The organism is Enterovibrio gelatinilyticus, assembly GCF_028683095.1.
Classification (GTDB): domain Bacteria; phylum Pseudomonadota; class Gammaproteobacteria; order Enterobacterales; family Vibrionaceae; genus Enterovibrio; species Enterovibrio gelatinilyticus.
Genome location: NZ_JAJUBC010000059.1, coordinates 1 through 4,390 on the forward strand (window position 1 = coordinate 1; position 4,390 = coordinate 4,390).

Consider the following 4,390-nt stretch of genomic DNA (forward strand, 5'->3'; position numbering starts at 1 on the left):
CACCTTTGGGTTCGAAAGCACTAGGACATGAGACTGATAAGGTTGCGGTTTTCTTAGGGTGTGTGTCCCACTTGTTTCACTCGTGGTTCTAAAGGCGAAAAACAACACGCCAAATAGCACTATTAAGACGAGTTGCCCGGTTAAATCAGGGAAGAGGGGAATTAAAAAAATGCCAGACATTCGTCTGGCACTGTTCGAGCTATAGTCTTGCTAAATAATTTAACTGTTGTATGTCAGAAAAGACGCGATCAGGGTTCAACTTTACGCCGTTGTACCCTGTAGAGAATGACCCTGTATGATCGAGTAGAAGGTACTTAATTTCATGGTCTAGTTGATCGCTATCGGTATCTTTCGTTCTCACGCCTAAAGACAGTTTCAGTTTTTCTATTTGCTCCACATCACCTGTTGCAAAGCGCCAGCGTGATTCATCTACAGCAAATCGTTTAGCGAATGCAGATAGCTTTTCTGGCGTATCTTTTTTTGGTGTAAGTGATACGGAAACAAACTGATAATTTAGATTGGTGTTGGCCAGTTTGTTCTGAATTGCTTTTAGATGCGCTGTCTGCATTGGGCATGCTGTGGCGCAATGACTAAACATAAAATTTATTAGTACAGGTTGCCCTTCAAAATCCGATAACTGAAACGGTTCCCCATCTTGGCCAACCATTTTTAACGAACTCAATTGCTTCGCATGCTGCTCTACTGAAATGATTTCTGGCACCTCCATAGAAGGCGAGGTGGCTGAAGCCGCAGTAAAACTAATCAGCAAGGAAAACAAAATGTAGGAATTGAGCTGCTTCATTCAGATTTCCCTTTTATGCACTCTAGCTTCACGTTATCCACAAAATACCCCGTGCGCCCAGAGACTCCCTGAGCAACATCGCCATTGTTGCAACCAATAGAATGAGTAGATGTTGGCACTATGCCGGCTAAACCATGTCCATCTAGATCTACAATTGAACGATGGTCAGCCGTATCGTTAGAGATGAGAGGAGCACATTGGCCTCTCACATAACCTAAAACATGTTCATATTTACCAGTGCCCATAGCTACTTCACTTGAAACTAAAGCGTGGTTTTGAGGACATTTCGCAGAAAAAGGAGAGCCATTGCCCCCACCAAAAGGGAAATCGGCAAATTTAGGTTTGCCTACCCAATTACCTTGTGTATCAACCGATACACAGATAGGGAGAAGTTTATCAATGGCGTAACCTTCAAGGCCATGTAGACCAATCATGACATCGTTATGATGACAACTGACTTGACCCGCAATGGCATCTTTTCCTGCGCCACCAAACTGCTCAGTTGAATAGGTCTCTATATTAACTGGCTTAACGTTAAGAATCGTCCCCGTCGAAGGTGTACCGTGTTGGTCAAGCACAAAGATCATATAATGACCCGGCGGCATTTCGTTAGGAGAGGTTGGAAGCGAAGCATATACCTTGTCCCATTCTTTTCTAAATTCCAGCTCCATGAAGCGCTGTTCCATATCAAAAGAGTGGGTGACAGATCCTGTTCTAATTAAAGTGACACGAGAAACATTGTCAGCGCCATGGTATTCCTGGAAAGCCTTCGCCGATGCTTTTATCTCAATTTCAACTTCACTCCCATAGGCTACGGTTGTTGTCGTTGGTGTCGCCTCAAGTCTTTTTCTTTTCTTACCTGATTGGTCATATAGGTAGGGTGGATAAAATATCTCAGCGTTTGAATTCACTAAAGGCCCAGGAGCTCCGCCACCAGCGATAAGCGCTGTTCCATCAGGTAGCAACAAGGACGTACCGTGGTAAAGTCTCGCCAACGCTGCTTTTGACATATTCGAGAAGCGTTCAGTTTCTGGATCCCATAATTGTGCCGTGTAGACTGAAGCATGTAACTCTAAGTCATTCGGTGAGCCTGCTGTAACGAGCACTTTGCCATCGGGTAAAACGGTTGCATTGGGCCAATAAGCTCGGTTGAAGCCCATTCCTTCAATGGCTTTGATAACGGGAGTATCGCCATTGATATCAATGATCACTGCGCCTGAGCCGCTTTTTCCGCCCAACTGTAGGATTTTTCCCGGTTGATACATCACCGCAGTTGAATGATATCCCTTCACATTACTGGGCAGAGGATTATCCAGTATTTCAGTTTTCCCTATCCCAGTAGGATCAACATAAAACATGGTGTCGTGGCTAATGCCAAACGCTCTACCATCCTTTGCTAACCACATTCTCGGGTACCACCATCTGGAATCTAAATCTGAGAATGCATGATGGTTTTTTGCGCCATGTAATGTGCGCCAGAAGTCATCTTTAATCGAAAATACCTCGGGCGTGACAGCCGGGATTTTGTTAGTGCCAAATCCCGCCCAAAATGAGCCAGAAATTCCAGCTGTTAATAATACATCTCCGTTACCTAAAGTGGTTGCCGTTGGGTACCAACGGGGAAACGCCATATCTGGACCTTGTTTTGGAGAACTTTCTGCTTCATTTATCATGACAACATCAGTAATGCCGGCATTATACCCAGAACCGACTCTGCCATCGCCGCCCGGAACGAGGATCTCTTGTGAGTCAGCAAGTAATATCGGAGCACTGCAAAACGAATCGATATATATATTATTCTCGATAAAATTGTGAGCGGATTCGCTTTGGCCTTTTCGAGGGTCCCAAAGGTCATAACCTTCCATTGCACCCTGAAGTCCGGATTTATTTGCGCCAAAAGTAAATACGCTCCCTTTAGCGGTTAACACTGAATGTAGGGAAATGACATCCCAATCAATCACATTTGACCATGTGCCATGTGTGGAGGGGGATGCATCACATCTCAACCCTATGGTGTCTAAAAACGTTGAGGCTGAGCCATACACGCCTCGAGCGATATGATTTTCAGGACAGCTATAGTGTTCAGTTTCGCTAACAATACGATCATCATCTCCAACCGCCTCTGGATAATAGTGGCTATTTTCAACACGATTTCTCCCCGTTAGTTTGCTACATTGGATTTCAAGTTTGCCTACCCGGGTGGCGTGAGAGTAACTTTTCACACCAGACTTGATGCCGGTTATTGCATAGTCCAAGGGACATTTTCTTTCGTATGCCCAACCTAAACCACCATGCTTATCTTCTTTACGTATGTTCCCAGCCCAATGTCCATCTTTGGTTACGCTAACGCACATTGCGCCAATACTGTCCACTATGTAGCCATCACCGCCATAGATGCCAACAAGTGCCTCCCCGCTACGGCAATGTGTTTCAAAGCGAGTGCTACTAGCAACTAGTGCCATGCTTCCAACCAGCGGTGTGTCTGTCAAAAGCCCCATTTCGCAACTCATGCCCAAAGAATCGATATGGTGCCCTGCGCTACCAATTAAACCTGTTGCTGGAGTGTCACTTGGGCATACAACGGCATCTTTGGGGCCAAGTATTTCTCTCGGCCAGCCATGTTGCTCAGTCTTACTTACATTTATGCTTTTATCGCTGCGTAACTTGGCACATTGCATATTCAATTTATCTACGAGTTCTAGAGAATTAAATATATCTTTCTTGATATCCATTCTGTTTACGGCGTATCCACGGCTGCACTGTAACTTGAAGTGTCCAATACTACCGTCGCCCGGAAGAATACTGCTTTCACCTTTACCACCAACTGAAAGGTGAACCTGGGGTGAATGTTTCCTTTTCCAGTTCCCTTTAGGGGTCACGGATATACAAATAGGTGCAATTTTGTCGATAATTGCTCCTGCAGAACCTTCAACACCGACTAGTAGCATGCCAGTTGGACACTCTATTCGAAACGGGTCACCACCAGAGTCATGTTTCGATGGGCCACCTATAACTTGAGTGTCTCCGCTACTACTATTAAGGATCGGGTCAATGTGTACAGCCGCCATGCTTTTGAAGCACGCAAGGCTCAACATAACAAGTAACATTCCATTGTAATTCATGTTAATACCTAAATATTATGTAATAGATAAAGCGAAAAAGTGTTTATCCGCTCTATCACATGCCGAAATCTAGAAAGGCTAAAATGGCCTTAATAAATGACAGGAAAATAAACAGATAAGGAATAATAAAAATCCATGGCGCAATAATTACCAAAATAAGAAACTATGTTCAATGTTATTTATTGATTCTTTTGTTTCGCAATTGAGATGGTTGCGCCTGAGTCTCAGTATATATAAGGGGTGGCGGTGCGACGCTCTTTGATTAATATATTTTCGCTTAAATTTTTATGACTAACTCTCTTTGCTATTTATGTCCAGAAATTATCACTTTTAATGTGGCGGGGCTGTATATTAGTGCGTTCTTTAGTAATAAATGCTAATTAAGTGCTAGTAGTGCGTAGTGAAATATAACGGGAAAATTATACGGTAAAAATATACGGGGCAGGCAACTTAAATAATCAAAGAA

The 4,390-nt window shown here is 43.7% G+C and carries 2 protein-coding genes; both read right to left on the bottom strand.

Annotation, left to right across the window (positions count from 1 at the left end; all coding sequences use genetic code 11):
* Nucleotides 1-199 precede the first annotated feature (199 nt).
* Nucleotides 200-802: an SCO family protein gene (locus tag LRP50_RS25010; protein WP_274167109.1), complete on the bottom strand. Its 603-nt coding sequence runs from the start codon at nucleotides 800-802 to the stop codon at nucleotides 200-202.
* Nucleotides 799-3,924: a galactose oxidase early set domain-containing protein gene (locus LRP50_RS25015; protein WP_274167110.1), complete on the bottom strand. Its 3,126-nt coding sequence runs from the start codon at nucleotides 3,922-3,924 to the stop codon at nucleotides 799-801. Before LRP50_RS25015 ends, LRP50_RS25010 begins: the two co-directional genes overlap by 4 nt.
* Between the last annotated feature and the right edge of the window lie 466 nt (nucleotides 3,925-4,390).